This is a genomic window from Afipia sp. DC4300-2b1 (assembly GCF_049895725.1).
Classification (GTDB): domain Bacteria; phylum Pseudomonadota; class Alphaproteobacteria; order Rhizobiales; family Xanthobacteraceae; genus Afipia; species Afipia broomeae.
This window is the reverse complement of sequence record NZ_JAFCSX010000001.1, coordinates 793,832-809,094: the sequence shown is the minus strand read 5'-3', so window position 1 is coordinate 809,094 and position 15,263 is coordinate 793,832. Positions and strand designations below refer to the sequence as shown.

The following is a 15,263-nucleotide window of genomic DNA, read 5'->3' as shown; positions in this document are numbered from 1 at the left end:
TCTAGCTTTCCCGGCAACCTTCATCTATAAGCGCGGCCTCAATCCGAATTCTGGAGAGCCCCCGCCCGGCGGGTGAGCCTTGATTTAGAGGACGACGATCCCATGGCCGTTCCACGCAGGAAAACCTCGCCGTCACGCCGCGGCATGCGCCGCTCGGCGGACGCGCTCAAGAAGCCGACTTATGTCGAGGACAAGGATTCGGGCGAACTTCGCCGTCCGCATCATCTCGATCTCAAGACCGGCATGTACAAGGGCCGCCAGGTCCTGAAGGTCAAGAAGGACTAACGTCCGGATCGCGGCGCGCTGCTGTCACGCAGCGCGCTTGCCCGCGATGCTGGCGGGAGCACGCGAACGCGGCTTCATAAGAACGCCACAGACGCATGTGATGACCTGTGCATCACAGGATACTTCTTCAGAGAGAGCCTGCCGACGATGATCGGTTTTCCGCTGCTTCTGATTCCGTTCGCGATCTACAACATCTTCGTGTTCCTGATGCCGGGCGTGGCTTTCACCGCGCCGGTCGCGAGCGTGAACCTGATGTCGGGTGTGCAGTGGGCGCCGACGTTCGGCGATGCGCTACTGGCGCTGACAGCGCTTCTCCTGATGTTCGAAGTCATCAAGGCCGCGCGTCCCGGCGCGCGCTATCTGACCGATCATCTGCTGTCTCTGATCGTGTCAGGCGCTGCGGTGGCAGAGTTTCTGCTGCTTGTGCCGTTCGGCACATCGACTTTTTTTCTGCTGACCGTGCTGATGGTCGTGGAGTTTATCGCAGGGGTTTCGATCGGCTTCCGCAACCGGCAACGCCGGACTCGGGCCGTTGAGCCTGCCGCGGTCGAACGCGAGCCTGCGCCCGTGCCAGCCAGTCCCGCGCCGGTCAGTCCTGCACCGGCCAATCTCGCGCCGGCCGAACCGGCTTTCGACCCTCCGCATCAGGATGTGAAGCCCGCTGAACCAGTGTTCCCGTCTTCCCAGCACGCGGACACCGAGCCTTCGCCGAAGCCGGTGCCGACCCTCGCCGTGATCCGCAATTCCGATGGCGTAACGCCCGCTGCAGATCGCAAGGTTTCGGACTGGAATGTCAGCGACCTTGTGTCGGACAGCGCACCGGATGGCACGGTTAAAACGCCACCGAAGCCCTGATCGGCTTCAGGCGGTCTGCGACAACGCTTTCCCGTAATAATTTGGACGCAGTGCCGCGGCGCGGCCGTAGACCGCGTGCGCGTCCGCCGGAGTCGCGCGCCGCAAGGTGCGTGTCTGAGGCGTCTGCTCGGCCATGGCAATCAGATGGGTCACGAACGATGCATCCGGGCGTGCCGGGCGCACCGCAGGCATCCGGCCCGGAGGTTCGACGGGTACCAGAGCCCGGTGCGAAACGGGCTCCGCGGAGGCGGGATTGGCTGCCGCCCCAGTTTGCCGCGCCTGCGAGCTTGGTCCGGTCGTCGATGCGATCCTGGATACGATCATAACCTGGCTGCCTGTCTCATTTTGGGACGCAAAGCGCTTCCTCGATAAGACATCGCAAGGGCCATGCCGGATGTGGTTGGCAGGGGGTTACCTGCTTCCGGACATTGATAATCAAGCGGTTTGTCGGATTGTTCAGGAAGTTGGCCTAGGCTGATGGGCGTTGGACGATTTAATCTTGGCCGTCGAATCACCCCGCCGTCCCGGAACGAGGCACCTTTGAAAGCTACGACGTTTCAAGCCTCGGGGAATCCGGGACCTGCTGGCGCACCCGGCGACAGCCCCTTTTTGCACAGCGTTCTTCGAACGTCGGATGCGGATCTCCTCGCAGCCCTTGGGCAGGCGAGCTTTTCCTGGAACATCGCCGGCGACACGCTGCACTGGAGCGATAACGTCGCGGCCGTGCTTCGCGACATCCCGCAATCGTCATTGTCGAAGGCCAGCGAGTTCTCGAAGCTGATCGAGCCGATGCGCGCCATCCGCAACGACGCGGTGCTGAACTCCACTGCCACGGACAGCGGCGAGGGTGTGCCGTACCAGATCGAATACGGCGTGCGCCCCAGCACGTCGTCGCCGGTGCTCTGGGTCGATGAATGCGGCCGCTGGTTTGCCGGCGCGGATGGAAGGCCATCCCGAGCGCAGGGAATCATTCGCATCAACAACGAGCGTCACGCCCGGGACGAGCAGCTTCTGAAGCTTTCGCAGGGCGATCCGCTGACCGGCGAGTTCAATCGCACGCGTCTGACAGCGGCGCTAGCCGAGGCGATCGAAGAAGCCGGCCGTTTCCGCTCATCCTTCGCATTCATGCTGGTCGGCATCGATCACCTTGCTCAGATCAACGATGCCTTCGGCTATGAGGTTGCCGACGAAGTCATCGTCGAAGTCGCAAAGCGCATTCGTGCTCGGCTGCGCGGCGGCGATGTGCTCGGCCGGTTTTCCGGCAACAAGTTCGGCCTGATCCTGAAGAACTGCTCTGTCGATGACATGCATGTCGCGGCTGAGCGGTTTCTTGCGGGAATCCGGGATGAAATAGTGCCGACGCGCTCCGGTCCGGTGGCATTGACCGCGTCGATTGGCGCTATCAACGCACTCCGGCACGCCAGCACCGTCGAGGAGGCGATGAGCCGTACCCAGGAGGCGCTCGATCTCGCCAAGGCGCGCCGCCGGGGTTCGCTGATGGTCTGGCGTCCGAACGTCGAACGCGATGCCCAGCGCCGGGTCAACATCCGGGTCACCGATGAAATCGTCACGGCGCTGAATGAGCGCCGTATTGTGATGGCTTACGAGCCGGTTGTGGCCACGGGCTCGCGGCAGCCAGCATTCCACGAGTGCCTGGTGCGGATGCGCCAGGAGGACGGCGAGTATTCGCTGTCGCCGGACATTGTCCCGGTCGCCGAGAAACTCGGCCTGATCCGGCTTGTCGATCACAGGGTGCTCGAACTGGTCGTCGCTGAACTGGCCGACGCGCCTCACGCCCAGCTCAGTCTCAATATCTCGCCCGACACGACTATGGATCCGGACTGGTGGGCCAGCATTGAATCGCTGATGCGGGCGCATCCCGGCGTCGCCGAGCGGCTGATCGTGGAGATCACCGAAACCGTCGCGATCCAGGATCTGGACGACGTTCGCGGTTTCGTCACGCGGCTGAAAAATTTCGGCAGCCGGATTGCGATCGATGATTTCGGCGCGGGTTACACGTCGTTCCGCAACCTGCGAAAGCTGGGCGTGGATATTGTGAAGATCGACGGCGCGTTCGTGCAGAACATCGCGCGCTCATCGGATGACCGGGCTTTCGTGCAGACCCTGATCGATCTCGCCCATCGGCTCGGTATTAAGACCGTCGCCGAATGGGTGCAGGATGAAGAGTCCGCCAAGCTGTTGCAGGGCTGGGGCTGCGACTACATTCAGGGACGGCTGACCGGACTGGCGTCACTGACGAAACCATGGGCCATGGCGGCGAAGCCGGCCGCGGCGATAGGCGCTAACTGACTTCACCACATCGGCGGCAGAACCTGCCGCCGCGTACGAGCTGCAAGGGCTGCTTCGATCAGCCCTTGTTCTCTGACTCTTTCGACATCCGTTCGAGACGATCCTGCATCTCTTTCATCTGGCGCTTGAGATCGTCGATGTCGGCCTCCGGGGCCTCGTTCGCAGTCGGCGGGGATTCGGCGGACGGAGTTTGATTCCGCACCGGCGCCCCGAACGGCTTGAACATCGCGAACGTGCGCTCGAACATTTCCATGTTGCGGCGGACGTGTTCTTCGAGCGGCGCGAACGGGGTGTTGCTGAACGTGTTCGTCATCTGCTTGCGGAACTTTTCCTGCTCGCGCGTCAGCGTGTCGATGGATTGTTCGAGATACTTCGGCACCACCATCTGCATGCTGTCGCCGTAGAAGCGGATCAACTGGCGCAGGAATGTGGTTGGCAGCAGATTCTGGCCGGCCTTGTTTTCCTGCTCGAAGATGATCTGTGCCAGCACAGAGCGGGTGATGTCGTCACCGGTCTTCGCGTCGTAGACGAGGAAGTCTTCGCCTTCCTTCACCATCGCGGCGAGGTCTTCGAGCGTCACATAGGTGCTGGTGCCGGTGTTGTAGAGGCGCCGATTGGCGTACTTTTTAATGGTAATTGGCTGGTCGGATTTTGCCATGGAGTCACACGTACCTAGCGTAAAGAGGAACCGGCAAACGTTGCCGAGGGCAGTGCAAACAATGCATCGCAATAAACTAAGCACTTTCAGAAAGGTACGGCTACCGTTTTGTGCAGGACGGTTAATGTCCGGGCATAGCAGGAAGGGCGGAACCGGCCGGCGAGCCGCCAGAATGGCTTTGGCTCATTGACACGAAACGGCTAGGTTAACAGGATAGTGCGAGAGCCAGCCTGAGCCTTGTGGCGGCTTTCCCTCGCGCCCTCACGTCTTTCGACTTCAAAAAAGCAGGAGATGCCCATGTCCGACGATGTCGTCATCGTCAGCGCTGCCCGCACCCCGGTCGGCACGTTCAACGGCGCGTTCGCCAATATCCCAGCCCACGAACTGGGTGCAGTCGCCATCAAGGCTGCGCTTGAGCGGGCCGGTATTGAGCCAGCGCGCGTTTCCGAAGTCATCATGGGCCAGATCCTGACCGCCGCTCAGGGGCAGAATCCCGCCCGTCAGGCCGCCATGAAGGCCGGCATTCCCGTGGAAAGCCCGTCCTGGGGCGTCAACATGCTCTGCGGTTCGGGATTGCGCACGGTGGCGCTGGGCTATCAGGCGCTGATGAACGGCGATTCCGAGATCGTGGTCGCCGGCGGCCAGGAATCCATGAGCATGTCGCCCCATGCACAGCATTTGCGCGCAGGCGTGAAAATGGGTGCTCTCGATTTCGTCGATACGATGATCAAGGACGGCCTGTGGGACGCTTTCAACGGCTACCATATGGGCAACACCGCCGAAAACGTCGCGCGGCAATTCCAGATCACCCGGCAGCAGCAGGATGAGTTTGCCGTCGGTTCGCAGAACAAGGCCGAGGCCGCGCAGAAGGCCGGCAAGTTCAAGGATGAAATCGTCCCGTTTACCGTGAAGACCCGCAAGGGCGATATCGTCGTGGAAGCGGACGAAGGTCCGCGTCATGGCGCGTCGATGGATGCGATGGCCAAGCTGAAGCCAGCCTTTGAGAAAGACGGTTCGGTGACCGCCGGTAACGCGTCGGGCATCAATGACGGTGCCGCGGCGCTGGTGCTGATGACCGCAAAGCAGGCGGCCAAGGAAGGCAAGACCCCGCTCGCACGCATCGTCTCGTGGGCGCAGGCAGGTGTCGATCCGTCCATCATGGGCACCGGACCGATCCCGGCGTCCCGCGCCGCGCTCAAGAAAGCAGGCTGGAAAGCCAGCGATCTCGATCTGATCGAGGCCAATGAGGCTTTCGCCGCGCAGGCCTCGGCCGTGAACAAGGAAATCGGCTGGGATCCCGCCAAGGTCAATGTCAACGGCGGTGCGATTGCGATCGGTCATCCGATCGGTGCATCGGGCGCGCGTGTGCTGGTGACGCTGTTGCATGAAATGCAGAAGCGCGATTCCAAGAAGGGCCTTGCGACGCTTTGCATCGGCGGCGGCATGGGCATTGCATTGTGCGTTGAACGATAAAATTCCCTGAACGCACTGCACAATACAAAATCAAAATGCCCGGCAGTTTGCCGGGCATTTTTTCTTGCTGTTATCGCAATTGGCCTGAATACTTGTTTTCTAAAAACACTTCAGTGAACTGCGGAGGGGATACCTGATATGGCACGCGTGGCATTGGTAACAGGCGGAACGCGCGGCATCGGCGCTGCGATCAGCAAGGCGTTGAAGGCTGCGGATTACAAGGTTGCGGCGAGTTATGCCGGCAACGATGAAGCCGCAGCGAAATTCAAGTCCGAGACGGGAATTCCCGTTTACAAGTGGGATGTCGGTGCGTTCGATGCGTGCGCGGACGGCGTGAAGAAAGTCGAAGCCGAACTCGGGGCGATCGACGTCCTCGTCAACAATGCCGGTATCACCCGCGACGTGCCGTTCCACAAGATGACGCTCGATCAGTGGAATGCCGTGATGAACACCAATCTCGGTTCGCTGTTCAACATGACAAGGCAGGTGATCGAGGGCATGCGCGGCCGCAAGTTCGGGCGCATCATCAACATCTCGTCGATCAACGGCCAGAAGGGCCAGTTCGGTCAGGTCAATTATTCGGCTGCGAAGGCCGGCGATATCGGATTCACCAAGGCGCTGGCGCTCGAGAATGCACGCGGCGGGATCACGGTGAACGCGATCTGCCCCGGCTACATCAACACCGAGATGGTCCAGGCCGTGCCCAAGGACGTGCTCGAAAAGAATGTCATTCCGCAGATTCCTGTAAGCCGCCTCGGCGAGCCGGAGGAAATCGCGCGCGCAGTGGTATTCCTTGCCTCCGACGACTCCGGCTTCATTACGGGGTCAACGATGACCATCAACGGCGGACAATACCTGCAATAGACGTTGTTCCTCGAACAACGGAATCAGCCTCTGGATATGGCGTTATCGCGGATTGAATGGCATTGATCCGCGATGACGTCCTCAACCGCCACCCTTGTCGGCCTCGCTGCCATTGTGATGTGGTCGCTGCTCGCCGCGCTCACCGTGGCGACGGGCCGCGTGCCGCCGTTTCAATTACTGGCGATGACATTCGCCATCGGTGCCTGCATCGGCCCGCTGACATGGCTGTGGCGGCCATCAGCCATTCGCGCGTTGCGGCAACCGTTGCTGGTGTGGCTGGTAGGCATTGGCGGGCTGTTCGGCTATCACGCGCTGTACTTTCTGGCGCTGCGCCTCGCGCCGCCGGCGGAAGCGGGACTGCTGAATTATCTCTGGCCGCTCCTGATTGTGCTGCTGTCTTCGCTGTTGCCGGGCGAGCGGCTGGCGCCGCATCACATCGTCGGCGCGCTTCTCGGCTTCGCCGGGACGATCCTGCTGTTCACGGGAAACACCGGATCGTCACCCGATCCGGCGCATATTCCCGGCTTTATAGCAGCGTTTATCGCTGCGTTTGTCTGGGCCGGCTATTCGGTGATGTCGCGGAAACAGGCGGCGGTGCCGACCGACGCGGTTGCCGGATTTTGCTTCGCCACTGCGCTGCTCGCGACGGTGGGCCATCTCGTTCTTGAGACGACGGTTTGGCCGGAGACGATGACGCAATGGCTTGCGATCGTGGCACTCGGGATCGGACCGGTAGGTATCGCATTCTTTGTATGGGACATCGGCATGAAACGCGGCGATATTCGCGTATTGGGCGCAGCCTCTTATGCCACGCCCGTGCTGTCGACCGCGTTTCTGATCATGGCCGGCTTTGCGAAGCCAACCGCAACACTCGCCATCGCCGCCGCGCTGATCGCGGGCGGGGGGGTGATCGCGGCGAAGGACATGATCTTCAAACGATCCCCTTAAGCCGGTGACCAATCCGGCGGCGCGAGCTCAAACCTTGCAAAGTCAAATCCGGGCGCCACAGTGCAGCCGACCAGCGTCCAGTCGCCGGTGCTCTCCGCGGCCTGCCATGCGTGAGCAGGTACAACAGCTTGCGGTTGTTCGCCGGCATTGAGATCCGATCCAAGCCGGATGGCGCGTTCGCCGCCGTCATCGGCGATCCGCAGCATCAGCGGATCGCCGGCATGGTAGTGCCAGATTTCGACGGCATCGACGCGATGCCAGTGCGATGTCTGGCCCCGCGCCAGCAGGAAGTAGATCGCAGTAGATACGGCCCGGCCGCCATCGATGGTGCGGGTATCGCGAAACGTCTCGCGATAGTAGCCGCCTTCAGGATGCGGCTGCAGGCCGAGGCGCGCGACGATGGCGTCGGCCGTCAATGCGGATGGTTCGCGCGTCATGCCTTGTTCTTGCGTTCGCGCAGTTCGCCGAAAACGTCTGCGGGGCTCTTGCCCGCGAGGCCGACAGCGGCGGCAACGGATGGAACGTCCGCACGCAGGAACGTGTTGGCTTCCTTCTCGTCGCGGATCAGGGTCGGAATCGTCGGCTGGTTTGCTGCACGCAGTTTCGCCACTTCCTCGGCGCGTGCCTTCAGCGCCGGATTGTTCGGCTCAATGCCCAGCGCGAACTTGACGTTTGATGCGGTGTACTCGTGGCCGCAATAGACGCGCATGTCGTTCGGCAATGCGCGCAGCTTCAGAAGCGAGTCCCACATCATCGGATAGGTGCCCTCGAAGACGCGGCCGCAGCCGATCGAGAACAGGGTGTCGGCACAAAACAGCGCGCGGTCCGCGTCGAACACGTAGCTGATGTGATCGAGCGTATGGCCCGGGGTTTCGAGCACGCGCGCAGTGAGGTTGCCGACCTTGACGGTATCGCCTTCCTTGACGCGTTCATCGACCAGCGGAATCGCCGCGGCCTTGTCGTGCGGCGCAACCACGCGGCAATTGTATTTTTCCTTGAGTTCGGCGATGCCGCCGACATGGTCCATGTGATGATGGGTGACCAGAATGTCGGTCAGCGTCCAGCCCTCGCGCTGCAACGCCTTGATGATGGGAGCTGCTTCCGGCGCGTCGATCGAGGCGGTGGCCTTGGTGACCGGATCGTGAATGAGATAGCCGAAATTGTCGGAGAGGCAGGGAAACAGGCGAATCTCGGCAGTCATGACGGCTCCATTTGTCGTGATGGCACAGGCTAACACGCCCTCATTCGCGAGTGAAATGCGTTAACGCCGTTGCTGGGATGGCCGCGCGGCCGCTGCACGGCGCTGTTCCTCGTGATAGGCTGGGATCATGACAATCGATGTGATCGATCTGCGGAATTTCTATTCGCAGCGCCTTGGCGCGGTGGCACGGCGTTTGATCAATCGCGGCATCCAGCGGCACTGGCCGCAGGCGGATGGCCTGCGCGTGGCCGGGCTTGGTTATCCGACGCCGTATCTTGGCCTGTTTCGCGAGGATGCGGAGCGGTGCATCGCGCTGATGCCCGCCGCTCAGGGCGTTCTTAAATGGCCCACGGCACGGCCGACGTTGTCGACGCTGGTCGACGAGTTCGCGCTGCCTTTGGCGGACGCCGCGATCGACCGCATCCTGCTGGTTCATGCGCTGGAAATATCCGACGATCCGGAAGGCCTGCTGCGCGAAGTCTGGCGCGTGCTGGCGCCGTCGGGACGGATGATGGCCATCATCCCCAACCGCCGCGGCGTGTGGACGCGGACCGATAATACGCCGTTCGGACACGGCCGGCCGTACTCGCGCTCGCAGATTACGCAATTGCTTCGGCAGACATGGTTCACGCCGACCGCATGGGGCGAAGCGCTGTTCGTGCCGCCATTTCAGGGCGGATGGGTGCTTCGTTCGGCAATGGCGTGGGAGCGGATGAGCGCGGCGGTGTCGTCGCCGTTTGCCGGCGTTCACATCGTGGAAGCATCGAAGCAGGTCTACCGCGCAATTCCGGCACATCGCGAGCGCACGCGTCTTATTCCGTCGATGCCGCCGGTTCTCTTGCCGACGCCGACACGGCGCGACGACCGGCCTGCGGCCGGCTAAACGAAAGCTGCCCGCCTGAGGAGCGCTCAGGCGGGCAGCTAAATCCCAAAATCATCGAACAGGCTTATTCGCTGGCTGAATTGATATCTTCGCCCGCAGGCTGGGCCTGACCTTCAGGACGCGGGCCAGGCGGCCGGCGGCGGCGGCGATGACCGAAGCGCTCGCCACCCGGATTGCCGTTGCCTTCAGCATTGTTTCCGTTTGGCTGCGGCTGGGCTCCACCCGTAATGAAGGATGGAAGCCGATCAACCTGATCGCCTTCCGCGGGCTGTGCCGAAGGCTGCGAACGCTGATCGCGATCACGGAAGTTCTGCTCACGCGGCTGATGCTGTTCGCGCGGATACGGCTGGGACTCGCGCGGCTGGAACTGCGGCTGCTGCTGTTGCGACGGAACAAAGCCGGGCTCAGCGCCGAAATTGGAGTAGCTGTCGCTGTCGTCGCCATTGTCGTCGAGGGCGTCGCCGTCCTGGCGCGGCATCGGCTGCTGCTGTTGCGGCTGGTTCTGGCGGAACTGTTCCTGCGCCGCGGCGATCAGACGGAAATAGTGTTCGGCATGCTGGTAGTAGTTTTCAGCGGCGACCGGATCACCGGACGAGCGCGCATCGCGCGCGAGCTGGACGTACTTTTCTGCAACATGAGAGGCGGTGCCGCGAATTTTGATGTCCGGTCCGTTGGACTCGAAAACCCGGGTCATCGGGTTCTGGCCGCGCCGGTTGTTGTTATTGTTATTATTATTGTTGTTGTTCCGGCTACGCATACGCTTGTTGTTGTTCGGGCCGTTTCTCATGTGGTGCCTTTTACCGATTCTGGATCGTGATGATTGATGTGCGGACACGGCGCGATGCATTCGCGCAGGCGGCGATACCGTAAATAGTCAGACCGTAGTTGCCGTATTTCGCGTTCAACAAGGACGCGTTCTCCAAATGCCCGCAGGCAATGAGCCGTCTGGGCCGGATCAGCCTGAGCCTTCAGGCGTGACGTTGAGCGGTTGATCGTTCAAGCGCAATATCAGGCTTTCGTTCGCTTCGAGGTCTCAAGCAGCGCAGCTCTTTCAGCCTTCGCGCTCGTCATGACCTGCCTTTGTAGGAACCTTTCACTCGGCGGGCGTCCCTCTCGAGACTTCTGGCTCGGCCCGTATGAACGGGGGCCACGACCCTGAACCGATGCTGTGGCCGGAACGTAGTCGCTCCGGGGCAATATTCCAAGAGGTTTTTTCTGGCCCGGATACCCTTTAAAATGCCGCTTTTCGCCCCATGACGGCACGGTGAATGCCGCCCAGATCGGCCACAGGCGGCCGTGGGAGAGTTAATTTCGCCGCGCGCATCAGATCGCTCACAGGCGTGCTTTGATCGTGCCCGGTCTCGACGATCAGGACCCCATCAGGGCCGAGCAGGGCGGCTGCCTGAGGGATGATTGCACGATAGGCATCCAGACCATCCGTGCCCCCGTCCAGCGCCAGAATCGGGTCGTGATCGCGGACATCGTGGTCGAGGGTCGCGATGTGTGAGGAAGGGATGTAGGGCGGATTCGAGACGATGAGATCGAACGGACCGGACAGCGCGGCGGCATAGTCGCATCGGACGAACGAAGCCCGGCCGGCGAGATCGAAGCGGCGTGCATTCAACTCCGCAGTTGCGAGAGCCTCCGAACTGATGTCAGTGCCGACGCCTGTTGCCTCCGGAAATTCGGACAGCAGTGCCAGCAGAATGGCGCCGGATCCGGTGCCGATATCTGCGATGCGCAGCGCGCTGGCTCGGGAGTTTTGGAAGAATTCCAGCGCGGCCTCAATGACGGTTTCGGTATCGGGGCGCGGGACCAGCGTCGCCGCGGAAAGCTCGAAATCAAGACCCCAGAATTCCTTGCGGCCCAGAATGCGTGCCACCGGTTCATGCGCCATCCGGCGCTGAGCGAACCGTGCGATCGCTTTCGATTCCTCGCTGGTGATGAGGCGCGCCGCCTGTGCGGCGAGGGCGGTGTGATCGAGATCGAGCGCGGCGCCGATCAGCAGCCGCGCATCGAGTTCAGGGGTCTCGATACCGCGTGCCTTGAATTGAGCCGCGAGCGCGCGGCGGGACGCTTCTATCGTCAATCCGGCGAACGGATGGCTCGCGCTCACAGCGCGTTGCCCTGTTCTGCAAGCAGCTTTGCCTGATGTTCGGTGGTCAGCGCATCGACCAGTTCGCCGAGCGCATCGCCCGCGATCACCTGCGGCAATTTGTAGAGCGTGAGGTTGATCCGGTGGTCGGTGACGCGGCCCTGCGGAAAATTGTAGGTCCGGATCCGTTCGGAGCGGTCGCCGGACCCGACCTGGCCCTTGCGTTCGGCGGAGCGTTCGGCGTCGATACGCTGCCGCTCGGCGTCATAGATGCGTGAGCGCAAAATGTTCATCGCGCTGGCGCGATTCTTATGCTGGGACCGGCTGTCCTGCATGTTGACGACGATGCCGGTCGGAATGTGCGTGATGCGGATTGCGGATTCAGTCTTGTTGACATGCTGTCCGCCGGCGCCCTGTGCGCGCATGGTCTCAATCCGCAGGTCGTCATTCTTGATGGCGACGTCGACTTCTTCAGCTTCAGGCAGCACGGCCACGGTTGCAGCCGACGTGTGGATGCGGCCCTGGGTTTCGGTATCGGGCACGCGCTGCACGCGGTGTACGCCGGATTCGAATTTCAGCTTGGCGAATGCGCCGCGGCCCTGCACCTCGGCGACGATTTCCTTGTAGCCGCCCATGGTGCCTTCGGACGCGGAAATAAGATCTACCTTCCAGCCCTGCAGCGACGCGAAGCGTTCGTACATCCGGAACAGGTCGCCGGCGAACAGCGAGGCTTCATCGCCGCCGGTGCCGGCGCGGATTTCGAGCATCACGTTGCGCTCGTCCATCGCGTCCTTGGGCAACAGCGCGATGCGAATATCCTGCGCGAGTTCGTCGCGCCGGGCTTCAAGCTGCGGCCGTTCACCCTCCGCCATCGCCCGCATGTCCGGTTCGGTGGCAGGATCGGCGATCAGTGCATCGATGCCGGCGATCTCGTCGACTGCCGAACGATACGCCTTCACGGCGTCGACCACCGGCGTCAGTTCGCTCAGTTCGCGGGTGATGCGAACATAGGTTTCCGAGTTCACCTGGCCGAGCAGTTCGGCCTCAAGTGAAGCATGACGCGCCAGCAAGGCATCGAGTTTAACTTCGGGAAGTGTGGTCATGGGTCTCGATCGGTCGGGATGAATTCAGCGGCGGGCTTCGGAACTGTCCAGAAGTGTCGCTACAACGAAAGCCCTTCGGCTTCGGCGAATTCCATCAGCTTGCTGCGAATCGATACGCTTCCAGCCGGCGCATCCAGCAGCGGCATAATCATGGCCTCGACTTTCTTGGCGTCGAGATCGAGAATCAGAGCCTTCACCGGACCATGCGCCGTAGCCGATAGCGACAGCGAGCGGTAGCCCAGCGCGATCAGCGCCAGTGCGCCGAGCGGCTGCGAGGCCATCTCGCCGCACAGCGAGACGGACTTGCCTGCCGCATTGGCCTTCTTCGCGATGTCGCGCAGGGCCCGCAGGATCGGCGCCGACAGCGTGTCGAAGCGGTCGGTGACCCGCGAGTTGCCGCGATCGACCGCGAACAGAAACTGGAACAGGTCGTTCGAGCCGACTGAAACGAAGTCGACCCGCATGAGCAGTTCGTCCATCTGATAGAGCAGTGCCGGGACCTCGACCATGGTGCCGACATCGACGCGCTCGGGCAGGGTATGTCCGTGCTGGCGCAGATAGGTCAGTTCGCGCTCGATGACGAGCTTGGCCTGATCGAATTCATCGACCTGCGAAATCATCGGGAACATGACACGCAAGTATCTTCCCGAGGCCGCACGCAAAAGCGCGCGGATCTGCCCGCGGAGCAGGCCTGGACGATCGAGGCCGAGGCGGATCGCGCGCCAGCCGAGCGCCGGGTTCTCTTCCACGATCGTATCCATGTACGGCAGCGCCTTGTCGCCGCCGATATCAAGCGTGCGGAATGTGACCGGCTTGTCGCCGGCCGCATCCAGCACCGAACGATACAGCGCAAGCTGCTCGCTGGTGCGCGGCAGGCTCTGGCCAACCATGAACTGCAGTTCGGTGCGGAACAGTCCGATGCCGGATGAGCCCGTGTCGTCGATGTGGGGCAGGTCGATGATGAGACCCGCGTTGATCATCAAGTCGACGGGCTGGCCGTCTTTCGTGACGCAGGGCTTGTCCCGCAATTCGCGGTACTGTTCCTGACGGCGTGCGCGGAAGCGCACCCGCTCGGCGTAGGCGGATTGGATTTCCTGTGACGGACGGATGTAGATCGAACCCGACGTGCCATCGACGATGATCGCGTCGCCGGGATCGGCGATGCCTGCGGCGTTCGCCACTTCACCGACTGCCGGAATGCCGAGCGCGCGCGCGACGATCGACACATGCGAGTTGGCAGTGCCTTCTTCCAGCACAAGACCGCGTAGCCGCTTGCGGTCGTAATCGAGCAATGCAGCCGGGCCCATCGAGCGCGCGATCAGGATGGCGTTGTCGGGCAACTGCTCGCGCGAGGGCGCGTGATCCTGTCCGACCAGTTGCCGCATCAGGCGATGGCCGAGGTCTTCCAGATCGTGCAGGCGGTCGCGCAGATAGGGATCGGTCGAGCGCAGCATGCGCGCCCGGGTATCGGACTGCACGCGCTCAACGGCGGCTTCCGCTGTCAGGCCCGTTGCCACAGCCTCATGCAGCTTGTGCTGCCAGCCTTGGTCGTTGGCGAACATGCGGTAGGCTTCAAGCACATCGCGGTGCTCGCCGCCTTCGGCGACATCGCCGCGTTCCAGCATGCGGTCGAGATCGGAGCGCAGTTTCAGGATCGCGGTGTCGAGCCGCTTGAGTTCCTTCGGCAGATCCTCGGCGATGTAGTTGGTGATGACGACGCGCGGCTCGTGCAGCACGACATGGCCGAGCGCGATGCCATCCGACAGGATCGCGCCGGTCTTGTGCAGCGAATGACGTGCCGCCGGCTCGGCACCAGGCTTGGCGATGGCCGACAGCTCGCCCGAGGCGATCATCTCCGCGACCACCATGGCGGTGGTCTGCAGCGCTTCGACTTCTTCCTCGACGTAGGTGCGGTGAGCGCGGTTCTGCACCACCAGCACGCCGAGCGTGTTGCCCGATCGCAGGATCGGCACACCGAGGAACGAGTGATAGATTTCTTCGCCGGTTTCCGGGCGGTACGAGAATGCGGGATGCGACTGCGCGTTCGACAGGTTCAGCGGCGTCGCCTCGGAGGCAACGAGACCGACAAGGCCTTCGTGGGCGTTCAGCACGGTCTGGTGGACCGCGTCCCGGTTCAGACCTTCGGTGGCATAGAGCTCAAGGGTGTTGTCGACGCGCAGCACGTAGGTCGAGCAGACCTCCGCCACCATGTTGGCGGCGATCAGCACCACGATCTTGTCGAGCCGTTCCTGAGCGCTGACCTGTTCGGCCATCACTTCGCGGAGCCGTCTCAACAAGACGCGGGGGCCTCCCAGCGCGCTCCGCATCCGTTGACATCCTTACCCGCAATTCCAGCACGGCCCGCAACCGGCTGCCATAGCGTTAACTAGCAGTAAAATAACGACTTTTCAGGTCTCGCGTGGGCCGCTTGGCCGATTTTGGGACGTAGCAGACGGTCCAGAACCAGAGGCGCGGGCGCGGGTGCCTTATCCTGAGGCTATATCGAATTGAGGCGCGTTTTGCCAAGCAAAACACCTGCCAAAGATGAGAGGCAGTCCAGCAAAATGACTTCGGCAAAATGCCGCGGC

Annotated in this window: 15 protein-coding genes; 7 read left to right on the top strand and 8 right to left on the bottom strand. The window is 62.2% G+C overall.

Features of this window, described 5'->3' with window-relative positions:
• Positions 1–102: 102 nt before the first annotated feature.
• Positions 103–285 carry a 50S ribosomal protein L32 gene (gene rpmF / locus ACP7AL_RS04025; protein ID WP_002713690.1) on the top strand — a complete coding sequence of 61 codons (183 nt, stop codon included), beginning with the start codon at positions 103–105 and terminating at the stop codon, positions 283–285.
• A 147-nt stretch (positions 286–432) separates the two neighbouring features.
• Positions 433–1,140 (top strand): hypothetical protein, encoded by a 708-nt coding sequence (locus ACP7AL_RS04020; protein ID WP_425989116.1) that lies wholly within the window; start codon positions 433–435, stop codon positions 1,138–1,140.
• 6 nt (positions 1,141–1,146) lie between these two features.
• On the opposite strand, the gene ACP7AL_RS04015 is transcribed toward ACP7AL_RS04020, so the two are convergent.
• Positions 1,147–1,464, bottom strand: a complete 318-nt coding sequence (locus ACP7AL_RS04015) for a hypothetical protein (RefSeq protein WP_425989114.1) — start codon at positions 1,462–1,464, stop codon at positions 1,147–1,149.
• A gap of 285 nt (positions 1,465–1,749) precedes the next feature.
• On the opposite strand from ACP7AL_RS04015, the gene ACP7AL_RS04010 reads away from it, so the two are divergent.
• Positions 1,750–3,450 (top strand): EAL domain-containing protein, encoded by a 1,701-nt coding sequence (locus tag ACP7AL_RS04010; RefSeq protein WP_425989111.1) that lies wholly within the window; start codon positions 1,750–1,752, stop codon positions 3,448–3,450.
• A gap of 58 nt (positions 3,451–3,508) precedes the next feature.
• Here the strand turns inward: ACP7AL_RS04010 and phaR are convergent, their stop codons facing one another.
• Positions 3,509–4,108, bottom strand: a complete 600-nt coding sequence (phaR, locus tag ACP7AL_RS04005; protein ID WP_006022461.1) for a polyhydroxyalkanoate synthesis repressor PhaR — start codon at positions 4,106–4,108, stop codon at positions 3,509–3,511.
• 297 nt (positions 4,109–4,405) lie between these two features.
• On the opposite strand from phaR, the gene ACP7AL_RS04000 reads away from it, so the two are divergent.
• The 3 genes from ACP7AL_RS04000 (at position 4,406) to ACP7AL_RS03990 (ending at position 7,393) form a co-directional block, all read left to right on the top strand.
• Entirely contained in the window at positions 4,406–5,581 is a 1,176-nt protein-coding gene (locus ACP7AL_RS04000; protein ID WP_006022460.1) for an acetyl-CoA C-acetyltransferase, read from the top strand.
• 138 nt (positions 5,582–5,719) lie between these two features.
• Positions 5,720–6,445 (top strand): acetoacetyl-CoA reductase, encoded by a 726-nt coding sequence (gene phbB, locus ACP7AL_RS03995; RefSeq protein WP_024921406.1) that lies wholly within the window; start codon positions 5,720–5,722, stop codon positions 6,443–6,445.
• Positions 6,446–6,517: 72 nt separating this feature from the next.
• Positions 6,518–7,393 carry a DMT family transporter gene (locus ACP7AL_RS03990; protein WP_425989107.1) on the top strand — a complete coding sequence of 292 codons (876 nt, stop codon included), beginning with the start codon at positions 6,518–6,520 and terminating at the stop codon, positions 7,391–7,393.
• Here the strand turns inward: ACP7AL_RS03990 and ACP7AL_RS03985 are convergent.
• Together ACP7AL_RS03985 and gloB are read right to left on the bottom strand one after the other, a co-directional pair.
• Positions 7,390–7,830 (bottom strand): cupin domain-containing protein, encoded by a 441-nt coding sequence (locus ACP7AL_RS03985; RefSeq protein ID WP_425989104.1) that lies wholly within the window; start codon positions 7,828–7,830, stop codon positions 7,390–7,392. The genes ACP7AL_RS03990 and ACP7AL_RS03985 overlap by 4 nt on opposite strands.
• Entirely contained in the window at positions 7,827–8,594 is a 768-nt protein-coding gene (gloB, locus tag ACP7AL_RS03980; protein ID WP_006022456.1) for a hydroxyacylglutathione hydrolase, read from the bottom strand. The genes ACP7AL_RS03985 and gloB overlap by 4 nt, the downstream gene beginning before the upstream one ends.
• A 127-nt stretch (positions 8,595–8,721) precedes the next feature.
• On the opposite strand from gloB, the gene ACP7AL_RS03975 reads away from it, so the two are divergent.
• Positions 8,722–9,477 (top strand): methyltransferase domain-containing protein, encoded by a 756-nt coding sequence (locus ACP7AL_RS03975; RefSeq protein WP_006022455.1) that lies wholly within the window; start codon positions 8,722–8,724, stop codon positions 9,475–9,477.
• 64 nt (positions 9,478–9,541) lie between these two features.
• Here ACP7AL_RS03975 and ACP7AL_RS03970 read toward each other — a convergent pair whose 3' ends face one another.
• The 4 genes from ACP7AL_RS03970 to ptsP all read right to left on the bottom strand — a co-directional run bounded on the left by ACP7AL_RS03970 (position 9,542) and on the right by ptsP (position 15,002).
• Positions 9,542–10,264 carry a DUF4167 domain-containing protein gene (locus tag ACP7AL_RS03970; RefSeq protein WP_425990016.1) on the bottom strand — a complete coding sequence of 241 codons (723 nt, stop codon included), beginning with the start codon at positions 10,262–10,264 and terminating at the stop codon, positions 9,542–9,544.
• Positions 10,265–10,708: 444 nt separating this feature from the next.
• Positions 10,709–11,593, bottom strand: a complete 885-nt coding sequence (gene prmC, locus ACP7AL_RS03965) for a peptide chain release factor N(5)-glutamine methyltransferase (protein ID WP_425989102.1) — start codon at positions 11,591–11,593, stop codon at positions 10,709–10,711.
• Positions 11,590–12,675, bottom strand: coding sequence for a peptide chain release factor 1 (gene prfA, locus ACP7AL_RS03960; RefSeq protein WP_425989099.1), 1,086 nt, complete (start codon positions 12,673–12,675; stop codon positions 11,590–11,592). Before prfA ends, prmC begins: the two co-directional genes overlap by 4 nt.
• 59 nt (positions 12,676–12,734) lie before the next feature.
• Complete coding sequence (gene ptsP, locus ACP7AL_RS03955) at positions 12,735–15,002, bottom strand: phosphoenolpyruvate--protein phosphotransferase (RefSeq protein WP_425989096.1); 2,268 nt, start codon at positions 15,000–15,002, stop codon at positions 12,735–12,737.
• Positions 15,003–15,263: the final 261 nt, after the last annotated feature.

What these genes read in the sequence shown, in the direction of transcription:
- rpmF (WP_002713690.1), top strand. Translation starts at nt 103, where the DNA reads ATGGCCGTTCCACGCAGGAAAACCTCGCCGTCACGCCGCGGCATGCGC.
- ACP7AL_RS04020 (WP_425989116.1), top strand. Translation starts at nt 433, where the DNA reads ATGATCGGTTTTCCGCTGCTTCTGATTCCGTTCGCGATCTACAACATC.
- ACP7AL_RS04015 (WP_425989114.1), bottom strand. Translation starts at nt 1,464, where the DNA reads ATGATCGTATCCAGGATCGCATCGACGACCGGACCAAGCTCGCAGGCG.
- phaR (WP_006022461.1), bottom strand. Translation starts at nt 4,108, where the DNA reads ATGGCAAAATCCGACCAGCCAATTACCATTAAAAAGTACGCCAATCGG.
- ACP7AL_RS04000 (WP_006022460.1), top strand. Translation starts at nt 4,406, where the DNA reads ATGTCCGACGATGTCGTCATCGTCAGCGCTGCCCGCACCCCGGTCGGC.
- phbB (WP_024921406.1), top strand. Translation starts at nt 5,720, where the DNA reads ATGGCACGCGTGGCATTGGTAACAGGCGGAACGCGCGGCATCGGCGCT.
- ACP7AL_RS03990 (WP_425989107.1), top strand. Translation starts at nt 6,518, where the DNA reads ATGACGTCCTCAACCGCCACCCTTGTCGGCCTCGCTGCCATTGTGATG.
- ACP7AL_RS03985 (WP_425989104.1), bottom strand. Translation starts at nt 7,830, where the DNA reads ATGACGCGCGAACCATCCGCATTGACGGCCGACGCCATCGTCGCGCGC.
- gloB (WP_006022456.1), bottom strand. Translation starts at nt 8,594, where the DNA reads ATGACTGCCGAGATTCGCCTGTTTCCCTGCCTCTCCGACAATTTCGGC.
- ACP7AL_RS03975 (WP_006022455.1), top strand. Translation starts at nt 8,722, where the DNA reads ATGACAATCGATGTGATCGATCTGCGGAATTTCTATTCGCAGCGCCTT.
- ACP7AL_RS03970 (WP_425990016.1), bottom strand. Translation starts at nt 10,264, where the DNA reads ATGAGAAACGGCCCGAACAACAACAAGCGTATGCGTAGCCGGAACAAC.
- prfA (WP_425989099.1), bottom strand. Translation starts at nt 12,675, where the DNA reads ATGACCACACTTCCCGAAGTTAAACTCGATGCCTTGCTGGCGCGTCAT.
- ptsP (WP_425989096.1), bottom strand. Translation starts at nt 15,002, where the DNA reads ATGCGGAGCGCGCTGGGAGGCCCCCGCGTCTTGTTGAGACGGCTCCGC.